Source organism: Streptomyces sp. NPDC086554, from assembly GCF_040686095.1.
Lineage (GTDB): Bacteria > Actinomycetota > Actinomycetes > Streptomycetales > Streptomycetaceae > Streptomyces.
This window is the reverse complement of sequence record NZ_JBFBJK010000013.1, coordinates 178,948-200,985: the sequence shown is the minus strand read 5'-3', so window position 1 is coordinate 200,985 and position 22,038 is coordinate 178,948. Positions and strand designations below refer to the sequence as shown.

Below are 22,038 nucleotides of genomic sequence, written 5' to 3'. Positions count from 1 at the left end.
GCGCATGCAGGCAGCGTACATAGACGATTTCGGGCCGCCCGACGCCATCCGCCACGGCGAACTGCCGCCCCCGGTGCCGGGGCCGACAGACGTCCTGGTCGACACCCTTGCCACCACCGTCAATCCGGTGGACACCTTCATCAGGGCCGGCACCTGGCGAACGGGGGTGACCTTCCCCTTCGTGATCGGCCGTGACCTCGTGGGCACCGTCGCCTCGGTGGGGCCCGGTGCGACGGGCTTCGCCGTGGGGGACCGCGTCTGGTGCAACAGCCTCGGCCACGAGGGCAGGCAGGGCGCCGCAGCCGAGCGGGCCGTGGTGCCCGTGGACCGGCTGTATCACCTGCCGGACGGCGTACGGCCCACCGACGCGGCGGCCGTGCTCCATCCGTCGGCCACCGGCTACCTGGCACTGTTCACCCACGGGCGGCTGAGGCCCGGCGAGACCGTGCTCGTCGCGGGAGCCGCCGGGAACGTGGGCAGCGCGCTGGTCGCCCTCGCCGCCGAAGCCGGTGCGCGGGTGTTCGCCGCGGCCCGGCCCGAGGACGAGGAGCACTGTCAGCGGCTCGGCGCGACGGCGGTGCTCGACTACCGCGATCCCCGGCTCCCCGAGCGCGTCCGGGGCCTGTCGCCGCACGGCGTCGACCTGATCGTCGACACCTCGGGCCACAACGACATGACCGCCGCCGTCGATCTGCTCGCCTTCCGCGGCCGCATCGTGCTCCTGGCAGGACTCCGGTCCCGCCCGGTGCTCCCCGTAGGGCCGCTCTACCTCAAGGACGGCACCGTCACCGGCTTCGTCATCTCGCGCGCCACCACCGCCGAACTCGCCGAAGCGGCACGTACCCTCAACCGGTTGATGGTGGCCGGGCGATTGCGCGCCCGAGCGGTCGAAGAGCGGCCGCTGAGCACTGCGCGAGAGGCCCACAAACGCCTGGAACAGGGGGAGTTGAACGGCAGGCGCGTCGTGCTGCTGCCGGACCGGCTGCTCTGAGAACGGCCGACTTGACGGACCCGAACGACCGTCGTTGACCCGTCTCGGCTCCGCTGGCCAGGCTTCCGGCCATGACGAATTCCGAAGTCGAACCCGCCACGCTCTTCCAGATCACTGTCCGGACCGAGGTCGCCGCGTCGGCGGCCGCAGCGTACGCGGTCGTCAGCGACCTGCCGCGCTGCGGCGCGTGGAGCACCGAGTGCACCGGCGGACGCTGGATCTCCGGGCAGGCCGCCACCGTGGGGGCGGTCTTCCGGGGAGAGAACCACCGCCCCGAGGACGTGGTCGCCTGGGCGCCCGTCGTACGCGGCAACTGGACCACCGAGGCGGAGGTCGTCGCCGCCGAACCCGGGAGCACCTTCCGCTGGGCGATGCGCGACAAGGCGGGCCGTCGCCAGGACAGCGTCTGGGCCTTCGACATCGAGGCCGCGGGCCAAGGCTGCGTCCTGGTGCACCACTTCCGGATGGGAGAGCCCACCGAAGGCATCCGCGGCATCACCGCCGACATGGACGCCACCCAGCGGCAGCGGTTCTTCGGCGACTGGTCGGCCAAGTTGGACGCAGACATGGCCGCCACCCTGCAGCGCGTCAAGAAGGTCATCGAGGCCGGCTGACCGGTACGCCGCACGACGAAAGGCCCGGAACCCCCGCCCCCCTGGGAGGTTCCGGAATCCGAACCTCCTGAGTTCTCCGCAGCGACCGCGAGAGGGTGCACACACCATGCTGCTGCAGCGCATAGCGAACCGTGGAATCAGACTGGGGACGCTCTTCGACCGTGCCGCGTCCCGGCATCCCACGAACGTCATGATCTTCGACCACGACCTGGACGTGGCACCGGACCTCGGCCGCCGCGCGACCGTCGCGGAAATGGCGGACCTGGTCGCGGAACAGGCATCCCGGCTCTGGGCGGCCAAGGTACGCCCCGGCGAACGGGTCGTGATCCACAAGTCCGACAGCTTCGACATCACCCTGCTCGCCTGCGCCGCCGCCCGGATCGGCGCGGTGCCGGTGCTGCTCTCTCCCAAGCTCGACGGCGCCACGGTCGCCGAGCTGGTCCGCCGGGCCGATCGGCCCCATCTCCTCACCGACGGCGCGAAGTTGGACCTTGAACTTCCCGACTCGGTCTTCGACCTCGCCCAGAGCGTGCTGCTCGCCTCCGGCCGGCACGAACGCGCCGTCGAACTCGCCCGCTTCGCGGGGGCCCGGCGCGTCGATCCGGTCACCATGCCGCCCGACCACCCCACGCTGATCACCCACACCTCCGGCACGACCGGAGTGCCCAAGCTGGCCGTGCACACCGGACGCACCCTGCAGGCGCGCTACCGTCCGCAGCGGATGGCGATCGCGGCCGTCATCCGCAAGCCCGAGACCATCGCGATGCATGTCTCCTTCGTGCACTCGCGGCTGTTCACCGCCCTTGCCATCTCCCTGCTCAACGGCTTCCCCATCGTCGTACTCAACGACTCCGACCAGAAGCGGGCCGCCGACCTCTTCGTCCAGCTCCGCCCGGGCATCCTGGAGGCCCACCCCAACTCCTTCATGCGCTGGGAGGAGTTGGCGGACGACCCGCGGGGGCCGCTCGCCAACGTCAAGCTGTTCAGCAGCACCTTCGACGCCATCCACCCGCGCACCGTCCACCGGCTGCTCCGCGCATCGCGGCGCAGGGCACCGCTGTTCGGCCAGCTGTACGGGCAGAGCGAGGTGGGTCCCACGGTCGTGCGTGCCTTCACCAGGCGGCACCGGCCGGACGACGACGGGCGCTGCGTCGGCGTGCCCTTCCCCGGGATGACCGACGTCCGCGTGGTCAGCCGCGACGGACAGCCGCCGTCGGAGCAGAACCCCGGCCACATCGAGGTGCGCAGCGACGGGCGCATCATGACGTACCTGGGTGAATCCGAGCGCTACGCACGGCAGTTGAGCGACGGCTGGTGGCGGATGGGCGACGTGGGCTACCGGACCAAGCGGGGCTGCCTCCATCTGCTCGACCGCGAGGTCGACCTGATCCCCGGCTTCGGCTCGACCCTCGCGGCCGAAGACGCCCTCCTCGCGAAGCTGGACCGGCTCTCCGAGGTGATCATCGTGCCGAGCGAGGACGGCGCCGCCGTACCCGTGGTGTGCACCAAGGACGACGAGCCCGTGGGCCTCGCCGAGTGGCGCAGGGCCGCGGCCGGTCTTCCCGCGATGGCCGACCCGGTGCACTGGCGGCTCGCGGACCTGCCGCAGACCGCGACCACGAAGATCAAGCGTCTCGAACTGGCGAAGCTGCTGACGGCAGCCGCCCAGGCCGAATAGAGGCAGACATGGCGAGGATGATCATCGTCGGGGGCGGTATCGGCGGCCTCGCCGCGGCCGTCGCCGTCGCCCGGCGCGGGCACCGCGCGGTCGTACTGGAACGCTCCGCCGACTTCGCCGAGATCGGCGCCGGGATCCAGCTGGCCCCCAACGGCCTGCACGCGCTGGACCGACTCGGTGTCGGCGATGCCGTGCGCGACTGCGCGGTGCACATCGACGAACTGCGGTTCATGGACGGGGTGTCCGGCGAGCATGTGACGAGCATGCCGCTCACCGGCGAGTACCGCCGCCGGTTCGGCAGCCCGTACGTCGTCGTCCACCGCGGCGAGCTGTACCGGCTGCTCCTTGAGGCCTGCCGCCGCTCGGGCGCGGTCGAACTGCGATCCGCGAGCCAGGTCACCGGCTACCGCCAGGACGACGCGAGCGCGACCGCCCTGCTCGCGGACGGGACACGGGTCACCGGTGACGCGGTGATCGGGGCCGACGGCATCAGGTCGGCGATCCGCGGGCAGCTCGTCGGCGACGGCGAACCGCGCGTCGTGGGCATCACCGTGTACCGGACGGTGGTCCCGATGGAGCGGGTCCCCGAGGAGCTGCGGTGGAACGCCGTCACCTGGTGGGCAGGCCCCGGACGGCACTTCGTGCACTACGCGATCGCCGGCGGCCGCTACCTCAACCTCGCCCCGAGCATCGAGAACGGGGTCACCGAGGCATTCGCCGGAGTACCGGTGGCGGCGCCGGAGGTGCACAGCGCGTTCGCCGGACTCGGCGACACGGCCCGACGGCTCCTGGCCCTGGGCGAGGACTGGAAGTCGTGGTCGCTCGTCGACCGCGATCCGGTGGACCGCTGGACCGACGGACGGGTCGCGCTGCTCGGCGACGCCGCCCATCCGATGCTGCACTACGCCGCCCAGGGCGCCTGCCAGGCACTGGAGGACGCCGTGCTCATCGGCGACCTGCTCGACGCCCATGCGGACGCGATCGGCGAACGATTCGAGAAGTACGCCGCCGAGCGGCGTGAACGCACCGCACGGATCACGCTCGCCGCCCGGGCGAGCACCCGCCTGTGGCACCCCGCAGGGCCCGAAGCGAGAGCGAGGAACGCGATGCTGTCCGCCATGTCCGCGACGGAACTGCACGACCACGTCGCGTGGATGCACGGAACCACCGACTCCGGCGCCCGGGGCGTGCGGGCATGAGCGGCGGACAGGTCGAAGTGTGCATCGTCGGGGCAGGACCCCGGGGTCTGTGCGTCCTGGAACGGCTGTGCGCCAACGAGCGCAAGGCACCGTCGCAGGCGTCGGTGACCGTGCATGTCGTCGATCCGGCAGCCCCCGGCGCCGGCGCGGTCTGGCGGACGGACCAGTCGCACCACCTGCTCACCAACACCGTGGCCTCGCAGATCACCGTGTTCACCGACGACGACACCCGGATCGAGGGGCCCATCGAGCCGGGGCCGAGCCTGTACGAGTGGGCCGACGGCGTGGCCCGCTGGGGCGAACCGGGCACGTACGACGAGCAGATCCTCGCCGAGGCACGCGCGCTCGGCCCCGACTCCTATCCCACCCGCGCCCTGTACGGACAGTATCTGCGGGACTCCTTCCGGCGGGTGGCCGCCCGCGCTCCCGAGCACGTCACCGTCCGGGTGCACCGCTCGCGGGCCGTGGCGATGGCGGACACCAGCGGTACGCCCGGCGGACCGCAGGGCGTCCGGCTCGCGGACGGCACGCGCATCCACGACCTGGATGCCGTGGTCCTTGCGCTCGGTCACCTTCCTGCGCAGTTGACGGCCCGTCAAGAACGCACCGCCAGTCTGGCGCGCATCCACCACCTCACCTACGTCACTCCGGCCAACCCCGCCGACGTGGACACGGAGTTCGCCGCACCCGGCGAGCCGGTGCTGCTGCGCGGGCTCGGCCTCAACTTCTTCGACTACATGGCCCTGTTCACCATCGGACGCGGCGGCGTCTTCGAACGAGCCGATGACCGTCTCGTCTACCGTCCTTCGGGCCGGGAACCGAAGCTGTACGCCAGTTCGCGCCGCGGGGTTCCCTACCACGCGCGCGGACAGAACGAGAAGGGCGCGTACGGCCGCCACACCCCCCGGCTCCTCACCCCACCGGTGATCGCCCGGCTGCGCGGGCGGGCCCAGGAGGGCGAGCGCGTGCACTTCGAGGCGGACGTGTGGCCGCTGATCGCCGCGGAGGTGGAAGGCGTCTACTACGGGACGCTGCTGACCTCGCGGGGCGACGATCCCGAGCCGTTCGTCTCGCGCTACCTTGCGGCGTCGCCACCGCGCCGGGCGGCGCTCCTGGACGAGCACGCCATCGGCCCCGACGACCGCTGGGACTGGGACCGCCTGGCCAGGCCCTGGCTCGGGCACGACTTCGCCGACCGCGAGCAGTTCCACAGCTGGCTGCTCGCGTATCTGCGGCAGGACGCACGGGAGGCGCGGACCGGGAACGTGAGCAGCCCGCTGAAGGCCGCCCTCGACGTGCTGCGGGACCTGCGCAACGAGGTACGTCTCGTGGTCGACCACGGAGGCCTAGAGGGCGGATCCCATCTGAACGAACTGGAGGCCTGGTACACGCCGCTCAACGCCTTCCTCTCCATCGGCCCGCCGGTCTCCCGGATCGAGGAGATGGCCGCGCTGATCGAGGCGGGCGTCGTGGAACTCACCGGACCCGGCACGCAGATATGGATCGACACCGAAGAAGGGGCCTTCGTCGCGCAGTCGTCGTTCGTCCCCGGAGAGCAGGTGCGGTCCCGGCATCTCATCGAGGCGCGGCTGCCCCTGCCCGACGTACGCCGCACCGCCGATCCGCTGCTGCGGCATCTGCTGATCACCGAGCAGTGCAGCCCCTACCGCATCGACGGCGACTGCGGGGTCAGCCACGAGACCGGCGGCCTCGCCGTCACCGAGCGGCCGTGCCGGGTCGTCGACGGACAGGGTCGCCCGCACCCGCGGCGGTTCGCCTACGGCGTCCCCACCGAATCGGTGCACTGGGTGACGGCCGCCGGCGTCCGGCCCGGCGTCGACTCGGTGACCCTGGGGGACGCCGACGCCATCGCGCGCGCCGTGCTGTCCCTCGCCCCGGCCCGACAGGCCCCGGAGCAGCGGCCCGTGGCCCTTCGGGAAGGGGACACGTCTCTCATGGGAGTCATCGTATGACCGACGCACTCGTCGACGCCGGACTCCTTTCCCCGGTCCGGGCGGGCACACCGGCCGAGGCCGCGGTGTCCGACACGGCCTGGTTGCAGGCCATGCTGGACGCCGAGGCTGCGCTTGCCAGGGCCCAGGCCCGGCTCGGCGCGGTCCCGCACTCCGCGGCCGAGGCGATCACCCGGGCCGCCCGGGCCGAGCGGCTCGACCTGCGGGCGATCGCGGTCGGGGCCCGGGAGACCGCCAACCCCGTGGTCGGCCTGGTGCGGGCACTGACCGACGCGGTCAAGGCCGACGCCCCGACGGCGGCCGAGTTCGTGCACCGTGGGTCCACCAGCCAGGACGTCTTCGACACGGGCGCGATGCTGGTGGCCCGGCGCACCCTGCGGCTGATCCGGTCGGACCTCGCGGAGACGGCCGATGCCCTGGCACGCCACGCGGCCGAGCACCGCGACACCCCGATGGCGGGACGCACCCTGGCCCTGCACGCGGTGCCGACGACGTTCGGCCTGAAGGCCGCGGGCTGGCGTCAGTTGGTCCTCGACGCCGATCAGCGCCTCGCCGTCGTGGACGCGTCCCTGCCCGTGGCGCTCGGCGGCGCCGCGGGAACCCTGGCCGGCTATCTGGCCGCGGCCCGGCTCGGCGGACCTGCCGCCGACGCCTATCCCGCCCGGCTGATCGAGGCGTTCGCCGACGAGACGGGGCTCGCCGGGCCGGTGCTGCCCTGGCACGCCCTGCGGACGCCGATGGCCGACCTGGGCGCGGCCCTCGCGTTCACCGCCGGGGCGCTGGGGAAGATCGCGGTCGATGTGCAGTCCCTGGCCAGGACCGAGGTCGCCGAGGTCGCCGAGCCGGGCGGGCCGGGACGGGGTGTGTCGTCGGCCATGCCCCACAAGCGCAACCCGGTCCTGGCCACGCTGCTGCGCAGCGCGGCTCTCCAAGTCCCGCCCATCGCAACGGGTCTGACGCAGTGTCTGCTCTCGGAGGACGAACGTTCCGCGGGCGCCTGGCACGCGGAGTGGCAACTGCTGCGCGAATGCCTCCGCCTGACCGGCGGTTCCGCCCACACGGCGGTGGAGCTCGCCCGTGGCCTGCGGGTGAGTCCCCGGCGGATGCGGGAGAACCTGGGTCTCACCGGCTCCCGGATCGTCGCCGAGCGCGTCGCCGCCGCCCTCGCACCTCTGCGGGGCGCGGCGGAGGCGAGGCGGCTGCTCGACGAGGCGTCCCGTGCGGCCGAGGGGAGCGGCAGGACGCTGGCCGATGTCCTCGGTGCCGTACCCGGCCTGGGGCTCGGCGCCGGGGAACTCGCGGAGCTGTGCGACCCCACCGGGTACACCGGAGCCGCGGGGCCGCTCGTCGACCGGGCGCTGCGGGCCGCGGCCCCTCCCGCTTCCTGACGGAACGCAAAGAAAACGGCCGGCCGGGTCGTCCACCCGGCCGGCCGTGTCGCGCGCCGTCCTCCCCGTGCCCCTCGCTCCTCACCCTTCGGCGACGTGGGTAAGCAGTTCGGCGAGGATCCGCTCGCCCTCCTGGGTGAGCACCGACTCCGCGTGGAACTGCACGGAGGCGAAGTGCGGCCCGCGCAGCGCGTACACCTCGCCGGTCTCGCGGTCCCGGCTCAGCTCTACCTGCCCCACGCCCGCGCACTCCGTCTTGTCCTCGTTCCACCGGGCCTCGAACGTGTTGTAGAAGCCGACCGACTCCCGCGCACCGAAGAGATCGATCTCCCGCTGCGTGCCCTGGTTCGGGGTGTCCCTGCGGAACAGGTCGAACCCGAGCCGCGTGCACAGCACTTGGTGGCTGAAGCAGACGGCGAGGAACGGACGGCGCTCGGCAAGGAGCGTGTCGACGGCCGCGCGCAACCGTTCGACCTTGGGATGTCCGTCGGCCCGCGGATCGCCGGGCCCCGGTCCGAGGAGGACGAAGTCGTACGCGTCGAAGGAGTGCTCCTCGTCGAACCTGCGCACCGTCACGGAAAGCCCCAGGGCGGCCAGTTGGTGGCCGAGCATCGCGGTGAAGGTGTCCTCGGCATCGACGACCAGGACCTTCGCCCCGTCCAGGGCGGGCAGCCGGGGCACCTGCGCACCGCGCCCGTCGAGCCAGAAGCGGGCGATCGACGCGTTGCGTTCGGCGAGCGCCGTACGGACGTGGGGGTGCTCGGCGTACCCGGAGGTGCGCCCGCCCTCCAGGGCGGCGAGAAGACCGGCCGCCTTCGCCCGTGTCTCCGCCGCCTCGGCGGCCGGGTCGGAGTGGCGCACCAGCGTCGCGCCGACCCCGATGTCGAGCTGCCCGTCGCCGGCTATCTCGGCGGTGCGGATGAGGATGGCGGAGTCCAGGGTGCGGGCGTCCCGCTCGTCCCTGCCGATGAGCGCGAGGACACCGCTGTAGTAGCCGCGCCCCTCGGGCTCGTACCGCTCGATCACCCGGCAGGCGCTCTCCAGGGGACTCCCGGTGACCGTGGGGGCGAGCAGCGTCTCGCGCAGGATTTCCCGCGGGTCGCGGTCGCTGCGTCCCTCGATGAAGTACTCGGTGTGCGCGAGGCGGGTCATCTCCTTCAGGTAGGGGCCCACGACCCGGCCGCCGTCCTCGCAGATGCGGGCCATCATCTTCAGCTCTTCGTCGAGGACCATGTACAGCTCGTCGGTCTCCTTCTCGTCCGCGAGGAACTCGAGGACCCCGGGCAGCGCGGGCCCGGCGGGCGGATAGCGGTACGTCCCGCTGATCGGATTCATCACCGCCGTGCCGTCCTTGAGGCTGACGTGCCGCTCCGGGGAAGCGCCGACGAAGGTGCGCGTGCCGGTGTGCACGACGTACGTCCAGTAGGCGCCGGACTCGGTCCCCAGGAGGTTGCGGAAGAAGGACAGCGCGCTGCGCAGTGTGTAGTCGCGGATCCGGGCCCGGTACGAGCGCCGGATGACGAAGTTCGCGCCCTCTCCCGTGCCGATCTCGTTGGCGAGCACGTCGCGCACCGTGGCGGCGTACGTCCCGTCGTCCGGCACGAAGCGGCCGTCCACGAGGTCCGTCGGCACCCGGGGGAGGTGGGCCAGCGCATCGGCGAGGGGCACCGTGTCCTGTTCGGTCACGCGCAGCGCGAGCAGCGGGGCGCCGTCGTCGACGCCCGCGAAGCCGCGTTCGCGGATCTGGCGGTAGGGCACGAGGGCCAGCACGTCGTGCCGGGCACTGGTGCCGTCGGAGGTGCCGCCCGACGTGCCGTCGGACGGCTCCTCAGGGAGCGGGATCGCGTCGAGCTCGGGCCAGGCGTCGACCTCGCCGAGCAGCACGTCGATCCTGGCCTCGCCGTCCGGCGTCGAACGCTGGATCAGGGCGAAGGGCGGCGGCTGCGCCGCCAGCACCTTGTCGAACGCGCCGGATGTCATGCGAGGACCTCCTTCACCGTGGTGACGACGGCGCAGGAGCGTGCCGCGTAGTCGAGGGCCAACTGGTGGCGCCCGGCCGAGAAGTCGGCGACCGCGTCGGCCACCAGGAACGTCTCGATGTCGTTGCAGAACGCGTCGACCGCGGTCATCAGGACGCCCAGGTGGGCGTAGACGCCGCACAGGATCAGCTGGTCGCGCCCCTGGGCGCGCATCCGCTCCAGGAGGTCCGAGCGGAAGAAGGCGCTGTAACGCCACTTGGTGAACACCCAGTCGTCGGGACCGGGCGCCAACTCCTCGGTGACGGCGCGGTGTTCGGAGTCCCCCCGCATGCCCGGGCCCCAGAAGTCCTTGAGGAGCCCGCGGTCGGCGTCGCTCATGTCGCCAGGCTGCGCCGTGTACGCGACGCGCACGCCGAGCGAGGCGCAGTTCTCGCGCAGCTGGGCGTTGTTGTCCACCAGCGGCTGCCGCAAGCGCTGGGGGAGCGGGCGGAGGAAGTACTCCTGCATGTCGTGCACAAGGAGCACCGCGCGGTCCGGCTCGGCGGTCCACGGTGCGAGGGCCTCGGGCAGCTCGCCGGTGCTCGGCAGCTCGTAGGGTTCTATGAGGGGCAGGCCGGTCATGGAGATCCTTTCGAACATGGGCGGGACCAGCGGGTGCGGGTGCGCGTGCGGGCGCGTACGTGCGGTCGGTGTCCTGCGGCCTACACGCCGAGCGTGGCGCCGCCGTCGACCGTGAGGCTGTGCAGGGTGATGTGCGCTGCCCGGTCGGAGAGCAGGAAGACGACGGCGTCGGCGATGTCGTCGGGCCGGGCCAGCTTGCGGAGCGGAATCCCTAGGCGGTACTCGTCGGGCTTGCCGTCGAGGGTGCCGCGCGGCCCGCTCTCGTCGTGCCACATCGAGGTCAGCATCGGGGTGTCGGTGGAGCCGGGGGCCACCAGATTGCAGCGGATCCCGTGCTCGGCGACCTCGAGGCCGAGGCACTTGGTGAACATGGTGGCGGCGGCCTTGGACGCCGAGTAGGCGGCCATGTGGGTGCGTGCGGTGCCGGCCGCGTTGGACGCCACCGTGACGATGGAGCCCTGACGGCGCGGCACCATCCGGTTGACGACCGCCTGCGACATGTGGAATACGCCGGTGGTGTTGACCGCGAAGGTGCCCTCCCAGTCGGCGGCGGACAGCCGGCGTGCTTCGCCGAGCCGGAGCACGCCCGCGGTGTTGACGAGGTGGTCAAGCGGTCCAAGGCGTCGTTCGACCGCGTCGACCATCCGGTCGACCTCGGCCCGATCCGTGATGTCGGCCGGGAACGCCTCGGCGACAAGCCCGTCGGCGGTCAGCTTCCGCACGACGTTGTCGAGCCCTTCGGCGTCCCGGTCCACGGCGGCCACCGCCATACCGTCCTCGGCGAGCGCACGGGCCACCGCGCTGCCGATCCCTCCCGCTGCTCCGGTGACCAGAGCGACTTTTCCCTCCATGTGAATTCTCCTTGGTCCGTAGGGTTGTTGGCTCCCGCCGTGGGCCGTGGGCCGTGGGCCGTGGGCCTTGGGCCTGGGGCCTAGGGCTGCCAGGCCGCGACGACGGACACCGCCTGATCCGGGCGGAGCCGCGGGTCGCACAGACTCGTGTACGTCTCGTGCACCTGATCGGCGGCGGACGGATTCGGGGCGCATTCGGTCACGTCGTCCGGCGTGGTCTCCAGGTGCAGCCCGCCGGCGACACCGCCGGCCGCCCTGACCGCGGCCCGGAAGCCCCGTACCTCCTGCGCGATCCACTCCACATAGCGGGTCTTGCGTCCGGCCGGGGTGGTGACGGTGTTGGCGTGCATGGGGTCGCACAGCCAGATGACGGGGTGCCCGGCGGCGCGCACCGCCGACACCAGCGGCGGAAGACCCCGGGCGGCGAGCTGCGCGCCCATCCGGGCGATCAGGGTGAGCCTGCCCGGCACCCGGTCCGGGTCCAACCGCTCGCACAGCGCGAGCAGTTCACCGGCGGTCATGCCCGGGCCGACCTTGCAGGCGACGGGGTTGGCCACGGCGGAGAGCAGGGCGACATGGGCCCCGTCGACCTGACGGGTGCGGTCGCCGATCCACGGCCAGTGCGTGGAGGACAGATGGAGCGCGCCCGTGGGATCCGTACGCAGCAAGGGCACTTCGTAGTCGAGTACGAGTGCCTCGTGGCTGGTCCAGACGGGCGGCTCGGCGGGTAACTCCTCCGGACCGTGGTGCCAACCGAGGTGACGCAGCACCTCGCCGGACGCGCGGTAGCACCGCTCCATGCGCAGCGGATCCGGCCGTCTGGCCCCCACATTCGGCTCAGGCCCATTGACCAAGTGCCCCCGGTAGACCGGGAGTTCCACGTCACCGACCCATTCCGTCGGCTTCGATCGGGGCTTGCCGAACTGCCCCGCCATCCTGCCCACGCGGACCACCGGGCGGTGCGTGGCCGCCTTCATCTCGTCCGCGAGCAGGTCGATCAGGCCCACCTTGCGGGCGACATGGGCCGCGGTGCACTCGGCGGGATCCTCCGCGCAGTCGCCCGCCTGCACCACATGGGCGGCGCCGGAGGCGACTTCGGCGAGGGCCGAACGCAGTGCGTGTACGTCGTCGGATCCGACCAGGCCGGGAGCGTCCCGGAGCCGCTGCCGTACCCGTCGTACGGCCTCCTCGTCGTCCCACCGCGGCTGCTGGCCGGCCTGCTTCGATCCGAATTCGAGCACGGGGTTGTCCACTGATCTCTCCTGAGGGGATGACCGGTGCGCAGATGTGTCACGCGGATGGGTGGGAGGACGCGGCAGCACGGAGCGCCGTGCGCGGGCCTGGCCGGGGCGTGGACACCGCCCCCGCTCCGGCCGCCACGGGCGGGTCACGGAGCGGGGGTGCCGACGCCCCCGGCATGCTGTGATGCAACGGATCGTTCGATGGAGCTGATCCTGCGATGGCACTGATCCTGTTATGGGCGCCAGGAACGCGACAACACGCCGCTCAGCACTTCGTCAGGTGCCGAGCTGTGCCCCGGTCGCCCCCTGCCCGGCCGAAGCGGCCGCCGCGGCGAGCACGGTGATCGCGTGCGCGGCCGATGCCAGGGTCATGTGCCGGTGCCAGCCCTCGAACGACCGGCCCACGTAGTCCTCGATGCCCACGGCCTTGGACACCTGCAGGTAGTCGTCCTCGACGCGGTCGAGCAGCGTGCACAGCGTGAGCAGCACGGACGGCTTGACGCGCGTCAGATCGGTGAGCCACAGCTGCGGCACATCCTGCGGCCGGCCCCGCCTGGACAGGGCGACCAGGGTCAGCGGCCGTCCCGTTCCCGACCGCAGGATGCCCGGTCGCCCCGAGGGCAGCTTCACCGTCACGGTGGCCAGCTGCCCGGTCCATAAGCCGCCGCTCACGCCGGGCTGGTGCCAACGCACGGGATGCCGGTAGCCGTTGGACGCCCGTGCCACCTCCCACGCCTGCATCTTCGCGGAGCCGTGGTGACCGGTCAGCGCCGGGTCGGTGACGACCAGCGGCACCGACTCGTCGATGCGCGCCATCATGGGGATGCCCCGCCGGCCGAGCCGGTTCACGATGGTCGGGACGTACATGGCGCGTGCGTCCAGGACCACCGGGCGTACCGGCATGGCCCACTCCGTCATCATGTCGACGCACAGGTTGGCGGCCCGGTCGGTCAGCGGCTCCTCCTCGGCGGTGTCCGGTATGGAGGCGCGGCTGCGGCGTGATCCGTCGTCGATCCACACCCGGGGCAGATGGAGGCCCCAGTCGACCGGGCTGCTGCGCCCGCCCGACGCGGCCCAGACACTGACCGCCTGCTGGGCGTTGAGGACACGGCCCTCGGCCGGGACGAACCGGCGGTCGACGCCGACGGAGTGCTGGCCCGCCTTGCGGATCACCGTGTTCTGCACCACCCAGGCCTCCACGGGGAGGCGCGGCACCAGATACCGGGACAGGGCCTGGCGCACCGGCATCCAGTCCCAGGTCGATTCGCTGATGAAGTGATGCAAACTCTGATCGGTCGCCCGACCGCCCACGAGATTCGCGATGTTCCTGATGGATTTACGTCCGGTGACCTTCAGTAGGCCCTTCACATACGCAACGCCCTTATTGCGCTGATCGGTGCGGGGTAGCGACGCAAAAAGGGATTTTGAAATTTCCTGGAGCACATCGTCGCTGACGCTTTCGTCAAGGAATCTATTCGCTCCCCTTGTGCCCGTTTGTGTGGTGGTCAGCGGCAAAGGCGCTGCAGTCACAGGATACCCCCGAACATACGACTCCCGTCAGGCATGCAAATGCCCTCTAATGGCTCGTGCCGTTTCCCTGTGCACCTTCGTGGCGACGCGCATTAGTCGCGTGCGACCCACGCCACCACTTGTCCGAGCTCGCCCCCCTCCCCTCGGCGGCCGCAAAACTCGCCAAAGCGGACATGATGTTATGGCGCCTCGGAGCATTCCTCCACGGTTGTGATTGACATCTGTCACCTCAACCACTGAAGAGGCAGAACGCACCGTCGGGAACAGGGGCATACCGTCGAACGTGACGGACTATTATCGGCCACGTTGACGACATTTCACGGGTGCTTCACTCTCCCGGAGTCGGACACCGGCACCACAAAAGCGCCGGACAATGCAGAAGACACAGCCGACCCGAAAGAATCAGGGCGATCCCCGGGAATGCGACTTCAGGGCGGGCCTGGCGACGTACTGACGGCGACTCAGCGGCGCTCGCCGGAGGACACGTACACGGTCCTGCCCGCCCGGCCGTCCTGCGCCGTCTGACGCAGGAGAACGTCGGCGAGGTCCCCGCGGGACGTACGGGCGCCGGGCAGGGCGTGCGGGGAGGTCCGGTAGTCCGTGCGGCCCGCGCCCCAGAGGCGCCCTGGCCGCACGATCGTCCAGTCGAGCGTGCTGCTCCGGACGATGCTCTCCATGCGCCCCATGTCCCGGTGCACGCCGAGCATCCGCGCCTGGAAGACGCGGCGGTGCGCCTCCCTGCGCGACAGCGCCCTGGTGGATCTCGCGGCCCGGTCGAGGCCCGCGGAGCTGACGCACACCAGGCGCCGCATCCCGTGCGCGGTCATGGAGTTGACGATGTTGCCGGCGCTCTCCGAGTAGACGGTGACGGGTCTCCTGGTCGGGGGTACGCCGATGACCGAGACGACCGCGTCATGGCCCGCCACGACCCAGTCCAACGCTTCCGCGTCCCGCACGTCGACCTCGGCCACCTGCAGTTCCCGGTCGAAGAACGGGAACTCCCGGGGCCGCCGGGCGATGGCCGTCACCGAGTGGCCCGCCGCAACGGCCATCGCGACGACCAGACGTCCAGTGGCTCCGTTGGCGCCGAGCACCACGAGCTTCACACTCTCCTCCTCCTGCCCGAACACTGTTCCAGTGCCGGTACAACGCTCGATCACATAGATCAACGTACTACCATGGCCGGGCAGAGAGCACGAGAGCCGGAAAGGCTGGTGGCATCGTCGTGAACAAGCCACGGGGGAACAATTCGACCGGTGCGGACGTCGCGAGCAGCGTCTGGCTGCGCCCGCCGGTCCCGCGCTCGGTGCCGCCGCTGACCCTGGAGCGCATCACCGAGGGGGCGGTCGCGCTCCTCGACGAGGAGGGCATGGACCGGTTGACCATGCGTCACCTCGCAGAGCGTCTCGGCGTCGGCACCACGACGCTGTATTGGCACATCAAGACCAAGGGTGACGTGATCGACCTCGCGATCGATGCCATCTTTGGCGAGACATCGCTGCCCGACAACGACTCCGGGGACTGGCGCGAGGACATCGTCGCGCTCCTGACCGACTGCCGGTCCATGCTCCTGCGCCACCCCTGGTCGGCGGCCCTGCCGCTGCGTCAACGGCCCGCGATCGGACCGAACTTCCTCGCCTGGATGGAGTTCCTGCAGGCCTCCCTGGTGCGCGTCGGCTTCCGGGGCAAGGCGGTCACGGCCGCGTGCTGGCTGCTCTACAGCCACCTCCAGGGATCCACCGCCAGTCAGTCGAGCCTGTGCTGGTCCGACAGCGAACGGGTCGCGGCCCAGGAGCAGTTGCGTCGGCACCGCGACTCCTATCCGACGCTGGCGGGCCACGAGTACCTGCTCGACGACGACTGGGAGCAGAACTTCCACCTCGGTCTGCGGTATGCCCTCGACGGGCTCCAGGCGCAGATCGACCGCACTCCATGATCAGCTGAAATTGATCGCTCGGCGGCCCCCCACCTGACAGATCCGTAAAGTTCCGCTGGACCGTGGCGCGAGCGCCGACTGTTCTGATGTGTGACATCAGGACGACTACGGAGCAGATCATGATCACATGTGGTGCGGTCACCGGGAGTCCCGGCATCCTCGGCACGGGCTCCTATGTGCCGAGCCGTGTCATCGACAACAAGGACATCAGCGACCTGATCGGGGTGTCCGAGGAGGCGATCTGGCGCAAGACGATGATCCGCGAACGGCGTTGGGCCAAGCCGGAGGAGGCGACATCGGACCTCGCCGTCGCCGCCGCCCGGCAGGCTCTCGAGCAGGCCGGCATCAGCGCATCCGAGCTGGGTGCCGTCGTCGTGGCCACCTCCACGCCCGACTACCCGCAGCCGCCGACGGCGTCCGTGGTCGCGGACGAGCTCGGGGCCGGGCACGGAACCGCGGCCTTTGACGTCAACACCGTGTGCAGCGGCTTCACTTTCGCGCTGTCGGTGACCGAACGGCTGATGGCGGGCGCCGACGAGGGCTACGCGGTGGTCGTCGGTGCCGACGTCTACTCACGGATCCTCGACCCCAACGACCGGCGCACCGTCCTGCTGTTCGGCGACGGAGCGGGCGCCGTCGTTCTGGGCCCGGGCGCCCCTGCCCGGCTGCTCTCAACGCGCCTCGACGGCTTCGGCGCGGCACGTGAGCTCATCCAGGTCCGCGCCGGGGGGAGCCGCCTGCCGACGACGGAGGAGACGCTGCGCGAGGGGCTGCACCACTTCACGATGGACGGGCGCGGCGTGACCGAGTTCATCGACAGCGTGGTGGTTCCCGGCATCCAGAAGTTCCTCGCGGACAACGGCGTACACCCCGGCGACATAGCGCACTTCGTGCCGCACCAGGCCAACGGCCGGATCATGGAATCGCTCGCCCGGCGTCTGGACATCCCCGAGGAGCGGGTGGCAAGCACCGTCACCCGGTACGCCAACACCGGTGCCGCGTCGGTGCCCATCACCCTGGACCACCTCAGCCGCTCGGGCGCCGTGGCGTCCGGCGACCTGGTGCTCCTCGCGGCGTTCGGCGGGGGCATGTCGATGGGGCTGAACCTGATCTCGTACTGAGCGTACGAGATCAGCGCTTGTTGCCGATGTGCAGGGCTTCCTTCACGAAGACACTGGCGTAACTGGGCACGCCACGCGTGGTGATGACCTCGACGATCTCGCCGGCGTCGCGGTGGTCGACCGCCGAGCGCACCAGCGCGTCCGCGAGGTCCTTGCGGGCGGTGAACCGGCCCGGCGTGCGCGGCTTGCCGACGATGTACTCGGTCGGGTCCGTGGTGTCGAAGAGGCCGGCGGGGCGGATGATCGTCCAGTCGAGGCCGCTGGCGCGCACGAGGTCCTCCATGCGGCCCATGTCCTCGTAGAGGGTGCGGCCCATCTTCAGGAGCATGGGCGCGATCACTTTGCGGAAGGTGAAGGACTCGCCCGGCGCGTGCTCGGGGGTGACGCCGATCGAGCTGACGCAGACGAGGCGCCGGACGCCGTGGAAGTCCATGGCCTTGATCATGTTCGTCATGCCGTCGGAATAGACGGTCACGGGCTCTTTCGTGTACGGAAGCCCGAGCGCGGAGACGACGGCGTCCTGCCCGGCCACCAGACGGTCCACCGCCGCGGCGTCGTGGACGTCCGCGCCCGCGACCTCCAACCGGGCGTCGCTCAGCGGGAATGCGTCGGGGCGGCGAGTGACGGCCGTGACGGTGTGCCCTTCGGTGAGTGCCTGTTCTGTGGCCAGTCTGCCGGTCGGGCCGTTGGCGCCGAAGATGACCAGCTTCACGGTTTCCTCCTGCGGAAGGCGGTGGGGGATGCCTCGCACGGACAGTGATCGATCACTCGTACAACGTTCGGGTACCAGATCAACGTACCACGCAGGGGCGGGAGTTCGCGGGAGGAAAGGGTGCGGGCATGCGTGACGACCGGCCCGTCCGGGCCGGTCGTCGTGGGGCTTTCCGCGGTCGGTGTGCCGCCGTTGCTCAGTCCATCGACAGGTGCGGGAACTTCCTGGCGAGGTCCTCGAGGCTGACGTAGTCGATGGCGGACTCCGTCTGCTTGAGCCCGATCTGGTAGGCGGTGGCGACCTCCACGACCCGCTGGGTCTGGTACTCGATCGCCTTGATGTTGTCCTCGTGCACATGGTTCGCCAGGTGCCGCGAGATGCTGCATGTGCCGTACGGCGAGCCGTTGTGCTCCGAGCCCAGGATCTCCACGCTCGATCCGTTCGGCACGATGAGCGAACCCCAGTGGCACAGCGCGTTGTGCACGGCGAGGATCGCCGTCTGCGCGCCCGCGTGCGCCGCGGACCCCGATGCGAACACGGTGACGGCCTTGTTCACCAGCATGCCGGGGATGGCGACCGGGCCCGAGTGGTCGATGAAGTTCATCAACTGCGGGGCCGGAAGGCCGAAGTGGACCGGGGTGCCGATCATGATGGCGTCAGCCCACAGCAGGTCCTCCAGCGTGGCCACCGGGATGTCGGCGGTCGCGGTCTCCAGGTCGTTGTACGCGTCGTTGTCCAGCACCATCGGGTCCGGAAGCTCGCCGAACTTGAGCAACTTCGGCTCGGCGCCCGCCTTCTCGGCCGCAGCGGCGGCCGCGGCCGCCAGCTGGAAGACGTTGCCGCTCCGGGAATGGAAGATGATGGCTACCTTGGTCACGGGTACTCCTCGCCACTCGTCTTTTCGATCACCAGGGCATGATCGGTATGTGCGGCATCATGAGTTCCGCGCGACGGGTGTGCATAGCCGGAGGCCGCACACTTCGTCAGGTGTGCAATGCGATCCTCACGATGACGACGGCGACCTGACAAACTGGCGGGTGCCGAGTTGAGCGGCCTCCCGTGCTGCCAGTGTGCTGTCGGCCATGGTGAATTCAACCGATCAGGCGACCGACCTTCCGGCCGGCCTTCCGACGGAACTTCCGACGGAACTTCCGACGGACCTCATGCAACTCCCCGGTGCATTCGCGGAGGCATTCAACGCCGGCAATCTCGAGATCCTGCGGATGCTTTTCGACCCGCAGGCCATGCGCGTCCTTTCCCCCGGTAAATTCCAGGCCGGCGACGAACTCTGGGACACGGGCGAGGAGACGCTCGCCCACCGCCTTCCCATCAGCCTGAAGGTGCGGCACGCCTACACGGTCGGCGACACGGCCCTGATGATCATCGACTATGTGCACGAGGGCACAGGCCCCGACGGCAAGCACGTCCGGATCGAGGGCACGGCCGCCGACATCGCACGACGTGGCGCCGACGGAGTCTGGCGCTGCTTGATCAGCAACCCGTCCGGCACGAGCAAGGCCTGAGGGCCGGGCATGCGGGACGACACTCAGGCACCCACCGGGAAGCCGTGGCGGCGCGCCATCGACGTACACCACCACATCCTCCCGGACTTCTACCACGATGAACTCACGGCCATGGGAATTCCGGTCGTGCTGCCCGGAATCGACAAGCCGACGTGGGATGTCGATGCCAGCCTCACCATGATGGACCGCCATGGAATTCGGTCCGCCGTGGTGAGCGTCTGGCCGGGAGTTCCGGGCCATCTCGAGGCCAAACCGGCCGCGGAATTCGCGCGCCGCGTCAATGAATACCTCGCCGGTCTGGTCGCCGACCATCCCGGCAGGTTCGGCGCATTTGCCGTGCTTCCCTTTCCGTACATGGACGTGGCGCTCGAGGAGTTCACGTACGCCGCCGATGTGCTCGGCCTCGACGGTGTGGGCCTGGTCAGCAACTACGGCGGTCAGTACGTCGGGGACCCCGCGATGGACCCGCTCTTCGAGGAGGCGGCGCGCCGGAAGAAGCCGCTGTTCGTCCATCCCACGCTGCCGCCGGCCGGCGCCCGGCCGCTGCCGGACCTGCCGGCACCGTGGTACGAGTTCCCCTTCGAGACGGTCCGGGTCGCCGCCCAACTCCTGTACAACCAGACGCTCGAGAGGTACCCGGATCTCGCGGTGATCCTGCCGCACGGCGGGGGCGGCGTCCCCTCCTACGCGGGACGGCTCGCCTCCGGAGGGCTCATCAGCCCGGCGCTCGCCGAGCGGCTGCCCGAGGACCCCATGCGCTCGCTGCAGCGGCTGTACGTCGACATCGCGATGACCGGTGACGCACACGCCCTGGCGGCCCTGCGTTCGTTCGCCCCCGCGAGCCGGATCCTGGTCGGCTCCGACTTCCCGCTCATGCCCGAGGCGTACACCCTCGGCACCGGCCACGGTGTGCTGGCGCACGGGAAGTTCGACGCCGAGGAGCGGCTCCTTCTCGACCACCGAAACGCCGAGGGACTCTTCCCGAGGCTCAGCGGAAAGGAAGCGTGAGACATCGTGCTCGACGAGCGGACCGTATCGGCCTATCTGGACCGCATTTCCGCCGACGCCCCCAAGCGTCTCGACGCCGCCGCACTGCGCCATCTGCACGAACGCCATGTGCTCTCGGTGCCGTTCGACAGCCTCGACTACCACTCGGGCGCCGACATCTACCTGGACGAGCGGGTCATCGACAAGATCGTGCACCAGCGCCGCGGCGGCGGGTGCTACGAGATCAACGCCGGCTTCTACCTGCTCCTCCAGGGGCTCGGCTTCGATGTGACGGTGCATCAGGGGCGGATCCGCTTCGGCAGGTTCTCCACACCGCCGTACCACCACATGATGATGACCATCGCCATCGACGGCGTCCGGTGGATCGCGGACATCGGTTTCGGCAAGGGAAACCGGCACCCCATCCTCGTCGACTCCGACGACCTCTGGGACGACCCGCACGGTGTGTTCTCCACCGAGCGCAAGGACCACCGCAGCGTCGAGGTGCTGCGCAACGGCGTCCCCCAGTACGTGTTCTACGAGGAGCCCGCCGACCTGAGCGACTTCGCCCAGACGATGTGGTGGTACCGGACCTGCCCCGGCTCCCCGTTCCTGCAGAACATCTTCTGCTCGCTGCCCCTGGAGAACGGCTGGGTCAGCCTGCGGGACGACGAGTTGACCCTCACCACGGGCGAGGAGAAGACCACGGAGAAGCTCCCCGACGACGCAGCCGTCGTGGCCGCCTACGCGAAGTGGTTCGGCATCGAGATGGACGAACGGCCCGTGCCGGGACCGCACACCAACAACAAGCTCCGCTTCTCCTTCGAGCAGGACTGACGCAGGACTGACGCACCCACTTCGCCCAAGGGAATCGCCATGCTGGACGAATCGACGACGACCGCCTACCTGGAGCGCATCTCGGCCAGGCGCCCGGACCGCCCCGACCTGGACTCACTGCGCCACCTCCATGAACGCCATGTGCTGTCCGTGCCGTTCGAGAGCCTCGACTACCAACTCGGCCGAGAGGTCCACTACAAGGACAAGCGAGTCGTCGACAAGATCGTGCACCAGCGCCGCGGCGGAGGCTGCGGCGAGATCAACACGTCGTTCTTCTATCTCCTGGAGACCCTCGGCTACTCGGTGCGGCTGCACCACGGGCGGGTCTGGATCGGCGGCGAGCTCAAGGCCCCGTACAACCACCTCCTCGTCTCGGCGGAGATCGACGGCCGGCGCTGGATCGTCGACACCGGATTCGGCAAGGGCAGCAGGTACCCCCTGGCCATGGACACCGCCGACGCGCAGCCCGATCCGCACGGCGAGTTCTCCCTCCGTGCCGTCGACGACCGCTCGACCGACGTGCTGTGCAACGGAAAGCCGCTGTACCGCTTCTACGACGACCCGGTGACCCTCTCGGACTTCGACCAGGTCATCTGGTGGTACCGGACAAGCCCCGACTCCCTGCTCCTGCAGAACATGTTCTGCCAGCTTCCCCTCGACGACGGCTGGGTCCTCCTGAAGGACGACGTCCTCTCGATCACCAGGGGCAAGGAGACGACGACCGAGAAGCTCGCCGACGACGCCGCCGTCCTCGCCGCCTACGAGGAGTGGTTCGGCATCAGCTTCGACGAGCGGCCCACACCGAGCCCCCATCGCAGTTCCTCCGTACGCATGGCGTTCGAGGAGAAGTAGGTGCC

20 protein-coding genes are annotated in these 22,038 nt (G+C 70.3%); 12 read left to right on the top strand and 8 right to left on the bottom strand.

All coding sequences use genetic code 11. The features are described 5' to 3' along the window. The first annotated feature begins 4 nt into the window (after nucleotides 1-4). The 6 genes from AB0O76_RS23110 (at nucleotide 5) to AB0O76_RS23085 (ending at nucleotide 7,843) form a co-directional block, all read left to right on the top strand. Nucleotides 5-991 carry an NADPH:quinone reductase gene (locus tag AB0O76_RS23110; protein WP_365494317.1) on the top strand — a complete coding sequence of 329 codons (987 nt, stop codon included), beginning with the start codon at nucleotides 5-7 and terminating at the stop codon, nucleotides 989-991. Between the two features lie 71 nt (nucleotides 992-1,062). Further along, on the top strand, nucleotides 1,063-1,605 hold the full coding sequence (locus AB0O76_RS23105) for an SRPBCC family protein (protein WP_365494314.1): 543 nt from the start codon (nucleotides 1,063-1,065) through the stop codon (nucleotides 1,603-1,605). 106 nt (nucleotides 1,606-1,711) lie between these two features. Continuing rightward, nucleotides 1,712-3,283, top strand: a complete 1,572-nt coding sequence (locus AB0O76_RS23100) for an AMP-binding protein (RefSeq protein WP_365494312.1) — start codon at nucleotides 1,712-1,714, stop codon at nucleotides 3,281-3,283. Between the two features lie 8 nt (nucleotides 3,284-3,291). After that, complete coding sequence (locus tag AB0O76_RS23095; protein ID WP_365494309.1) at nucleotides 3,292-4,482, top strand: FAD-dependent monooxygenase; 1,191 nt, start codon at nucleotides 3,292-3,294, stop codon at nucleotides 4,480-4,482. Continuing rightward, nucleotides 4,479-6,455, top strand: coding sequence for an FAD/NAD(P)-binding protein (locus tag AB0O76_RS23090; protein WP_365494306.1), 1,977 nt, complete (start codon nucleotides 4,479-4,481; stop codon nucleotides 6,453-6,455). Before AB0O76_RS23095 ends, AB0O76_RS23090 begins: the two co-directional genes overlap by 4 nt. Beyond that, entirely contained in the window at nucleotides 6,452-7,843 is a 1,392-nt protein-coding gene (locus AB0O76_RS23085; protein ID WP_365494303.1) for a lyase family protein, read from the top strand. Before AB0O76_RS23090 ends, AB0O76_RS23085 begins: the two co-directional genes overlap by 4 nt. 81 nt (nucleotides 7,844-7,924) lie before the next feature. Here AB0O76_RS23085 and AB0O76_RS23080 read toward each other — a convergent pair whose 3' ends face one another. The 6 genes from AB0O76_RS23080 to AB0O76_RS23055 form a co-directional block, all read right to left on the bottom strand. After that, the gene (locus AB0O76_RS23080) at nucleotides 7,925-9,823 is read right to left on the bottom strand and encodes a chorismate-binding protein (protein ID WP_365494300.1); all 1,899 of its coding nucleotides are present in this window, start codon (nucleotides 9,821-9,823) and stop codon (nucleotides 7,925-7,927) included. Next, nucleotides 9,820-10,443: an isochorismatase family protein gene (locus AB0O76_RS23075; protein WP_365494297.1), complete on the bottom strand. Its 624-nt coding sequence runs from the start codon at nucleotides 10,441-10,443 to the stop codon at nucleotides 9,820-9,822. The genes AB0O76_RS23080 and AB0O76_RS23075 overlap by 4 nt, the downstream gene beginning before the upstream one ends. Nucleotides 10,444-10,523: 80 nt before the next feature. Continuing rightward, nucleotides 10,524-11,294: a 2,3-dihydro-2,3-dihydroxybenzoate dehydrogenase gene (locus AB0O76_RS23070; RefSeq protein WP_365494294.1), complete on the bottom strand. Its 771-nt coding sequence runs from the start codon at nucleotides 11,292-11,294 to the stop codon at nucleotides 10,524-10,526. Between the two features lie 80 nt (nucleotides 11,295-11,374). Then, complete coding sequence (locus AB0O76_RS23065; protein WP_365494291.1) at nucleotides 11,375-12,547, bottom strand: 3-deoxy-7-phosphoheptulonate synthase; 1,173 nt, start codon at nucleotides 12,545-12,547, stop codon at nucleotides 11,375-11,377. A 264-nt stretch (nucleotides 12,548-12,811) separates the two neighbouring features. Next, on the bottom strand, nucleotides 12,812-13,978 hold the full coding sequence (locus AB0O76_RS23060) for a transposase (protein WP_365494462.1): 1,167 nt from the start codon (nucleotides 13,976-13,978) through the stop codon (nucleotides 12,812-12,814). A 548-nt stretch (nucleotides 13,979-14,526) separates the two neighbouring features. Next, nucleotides 14,527-15,171, bottom strand: coding sequence for an NAD(P)H-binding protein (locus tag AB0O76_RS23055; RefSeq protein ID WP_365494288.1), 645 nt, complete (start codon nucleotides 15,169-15,171; stop codon nucleotides 14,527-14,529). Between the two features lie 119 nt (nucleotides 15,172-15,290). On the opposite strand from AB0O76_RS23055, the gene AB0O76_RS23050 reads away from it, so the two are divergent. Further along, complete coding sequence (locus tag AB0O76_RS23050) at nucleotides 15,291-16,001, top strand: TetR/AcrR family transcriptional regulator (RefSeq protein ID WP_365494285.1); 711 nt, start codon at nucleotides 15,291-15,293, stop codon at nucleotides 15,999-16,001. Between the two features lie 119 nt (nucleotides 16,002-16,120). Continuing rightward, nucleotides 16,121-17,122 (top strand): ketoacyl-ACP synthase III, encoded by a 1,002-nt coding sequence (locus AB0O76_RS23045; RefSeq protein ID WP_365494282.1) that lies wholly within the window; start codon nucleotides 16,121-16,123, stop codon nucleotides 17,120-17,122. A 10-nt stretch (nucleotides 17,123-17,132) separates the two neighbouring features. On the opposite strand, the gene AB0O76_RS23040 is transcribed toward AB0O76_RS23045, so the two are convergent. Further along, nucleotides 17,133-17,834 carry an SDR family oxidoreductase gene (locus AB0O76_RS23040; RefSeq protein ID WP_365494279.1) on the bottom strand — a complete coding sequence of 234 codons (702 nt, stop codon included), beginning with the start codon at nucleotides 17,832-17,834 and terminating at the stop codon, nucleotides 17,133-17,135. A gap of 196 nt (nucleotides 17,835-18,030) precedes the next feature. After that, on the bottom strand, nucleotides 18,031-18,711 hold the full coding sequence (locus tag AB0O76_RS23035; RefSeq protein ID WP_365494276.1) for an NAD(P)H-dependent oxidoreductase: 681 nt from the start codon (nucleotides 18,709-18,711) through the stop codon (nucleotides 18,031-18,033). Between the two features lie 205 nt (nucleotides 18,712-18,916). On the opposite strand from AB0O76_RS23035, the gene AB0O76_RS23030 reads away from it, so the two are divergent. Genes AB0O76_RS23030 through AB0O76_RS23015 form a run of 4 tightly spaced genes read left to right on the top strand, consistent with a single transcriptional unit; the run spans nucleotide 18,917 to nucleotide 22,033 of the window. Then, the gene (locus AB0O76_RS23030) at nucleotides 18,917-19,357 is read left to right on the top strand and encodes a nuclear transport factor 2 family protein (RefSeq protein WP_365494274.1); all 441 of its coding nucleotides are present in this window, start codon (nucleotides 18,917-18,919) and stop codon (nucleotides 19,355-19,357) included. Nucleotides 19,358-19,366: 9 nt separating this feature from the next. Then, on the top strand, nucleotides 19,367-20,365 hold the full coding sequence (locus AB0O76_RS23025; RefSeq protein ID WP_365494271.1) for an amidohydrolase family protein: 999 nt from the start codon (nucleotides 19,367-19,369) through the stop codon (nucleotides 20,363-20,365). 6 nt (nucleotides 20,366-20,371) lie between these two features. Further along, entirely contained in the window at nucleotides 20,372-21,181 is an 810-nt protein-coding gene (locus tag AB0O76_RS23020; protein WP_365494268.1) for an arylamine N-acetyltransferase, read from the top strand. A 39-nt stretch (nucleotides 21,182-21,220) separates the two neighbouring features. Further along, on the top strand, nucleotides 21,221-22,033 hold the full coding sequence (locus AB0O76_RS23015; RefSeq protein ID WP_365494265.1) for an arylamine N-acetyltransferase: 813 nt from the start codon (nucleotides 21,221-21,223) through the stop codon (nucleotides 22,031-22,033). Nucleotides 22,034-22,038 lie beyond the last annotated feature (5 nt).